The organism is Fulvivirga aurantia, assembly GCF_009711475.1.
In the GTDB taxonomy this organism is placed as follows: Bacteria; Bacteroidota; Bacteroidia; order Cytophagales; family Cyclobacteriaceae; genus Fulvivirga; species Fulvivirga aurantia.
This window is the reverse complement of the sequence record NZ_SMMD01000337.1, coordinates 1-1,842: the sequence shown is the minus strand read 5'-3', so window position 1 is coordinate 1,842 and position 1,842 is coordinate 1. Positions and strand designations below refer to the sequence as shown.

Annotated in this window: 3 protein-coding genes; 1 reads left to right on the top strand and 2 read right to left on the bottom strand. The window is 37.4% G+C overall.

Annotation, left to right across the window (positions count from 1 at the left end; genetic code table 11):
* The coding region (locus E1176_RS01615) for a transposase (RefSeq protein ID WP_155208832.1) at nt 1-428 on the bottom strand (428 nt) is incomplete at its 3' end.
* A 54-nt stretch (nt 429-482) separates the two neighbouring features.
* A complete protein-coding gene (locus tag E1176_RS01610) occupies nt 483-1,061 on the bottom strand; it encodes a sigma-70 family RNA polymerase sigma factor (protein ID WP_155208831.1) in 579 nt (192 codons plus the stop codon).
* A gap of 40 nt (nt 1,062-1,101) precedes the next feature.
* Here E1176_RS01610 and E1176_RS01605 point away from each other — a divergent pair, with 40 nt between their 5' ends.
* Nucleotides 1,102-1,821 carry a C39 family peptidase gene (locus E1176_RS01605; protein ID WP_155208830.1) on the top strand — a complete coding sequence of 240 codons (720 nt, stop codon included), beginning with the start codon at nt 1,102-1,104 and terminating at the stop codon, nt 1,819-1,821.
* The last annotated feature ends 21 nt before the right edge of the window (nt 1,822-1,842 follow it).

Here is a 1,842-nt window from a genome sequence, read left to right as displayed (position 1 = left end):
TCCAGATTCTTTTGTATGGCTTCATTACTCCATAATTCAATAGGCTGATTATGGTGTTGCCAAAACTGAAGTTTATTAGTAGTGTTACTTCTTTTTGCTGCCAATTCCATGAACCACATATATCGATCTCTTTTACTTTCTTGAGGATAGGTTTTAACGAGGCTAATCAATTCTTTAGCAGTAGAACTTTTAAAACTCTGCAGTAGCCTCTGTGGGTTATTCTCTTTGGCTGTAAAAATCAGATGGACATGATTGCTCATAACGATCCATCCTCCGATAACCATTCCTTTTTCTTCAGCACAAAATTTTAGGTGTTTAACAATACAGTCTTTATACACTCTTCTAGTGAATACGCTAATCCAAAATACAGTGGCAAAACTGACAAAATACCACCCCTCAGGGTTATGGAATTTATAATTTCTGCTCATTTACTAAGTATGTATTAATTTTGCGAGTTACACAACACCACCATGCGAAGGTATCTAAGCCAACCCTCGATAAAGTTTGTTTACTTTCTCTTTAGCCCTTTTCAATCTCATTTTTATAGCACTCTCGGAGAGGTTTAGCGATTGCTGAATGTCTTTGATTGAGTGCTTTTCTTTATACTTCAACAACAGGAGTAGTTTTTCTTCAGGGCTTATTTCATCCAGCAGTTTGTCTAATATTGCTTCAGATAATTCTTCGGGTAGTTCATCTACGTCTTCAACCATTTCTGCCAGCTCTTCGACCATTTGTTCTGTAATAACCTGTCTGGCGTTTTTCTTACTTTTTCTTAGATAGTCTATGCAGGTGTTGTGAATTATCGAGTATAACCAAGTAGAAAAATTAGCCTTACGCTCAAAATTGTTGATTTTCAGAAAGATCTTAATCAGTATTTCCTGACATAGGTCTTCAGCTATATCCGTTTCTTTCACGTAAGTTTTACACTTTTTGATGATGTAAGACTCATACCTTGCAGCCAACTCGCTGAAATAACGCATGTTGCCTTCCTGCAAAAGGCCTATCAACTCTTCGTCCGTTATTTTGCTTTTTCTATTCAAAGGATTTGTGACTTTTTCCACAAGATGCGTCAAAGTAATGATTTAAGAAAATGATTTTGCAATGTTAATAAAAACAAAGCCTCGTATACTCAACCTTGATATCAAGGCACAACCCGATGATGTTACCTGCGGACCAACCTGTCTGCATGCTGTATATCGCTATTACAATGACGATATTAGCCTTGAGCAGGTAATTGATGAAGTAAAGCAATTACCAACAGGTGGTACTCTGGCAGTACAATTGGCCAATCACGCATTGAGGAGAGGTTACAAAGCAATTATTTATACCTACAACCTCATTACGTTTGATTTGTCCTGGTTTCAGGAGGGGATTGACATTGAGGCAAAATTGAAGGAGCAAATGAGTGCTAAGTCGCATGATACTAAGCTCATGCAGGCATCAGAAGCTTACCTAAAATTTTTAGAGTCAGGTGGCGAAATACGTTTTGAAGAATTAACTTCAACATTATTAAAAAGCTTTTTATCTCAGGATCTACCGGTGCTTACGGGCTTGAGTGCAACTTATTTGTATGAGAGCCAAAGAGAGACTGGCGATCAACAGATTATATATGACGATATTGAAGGTCAACCAACAGGTCATTTTGTGGTAATCAACGGGTTTAACCCAGAAACCAGAATGGCTTATGTGGCTGACCCGTTGGCGAAAAACCCAATTAGTACTGAGCAATATTATCAGGTAAGATTTAGAAAACTTATCAACTCGATCATGTTGGGAGTCATGACTTATGACGCTAACTTGCTTATTATATACCCTAAATAACCCATGTCTAAACTTATTATA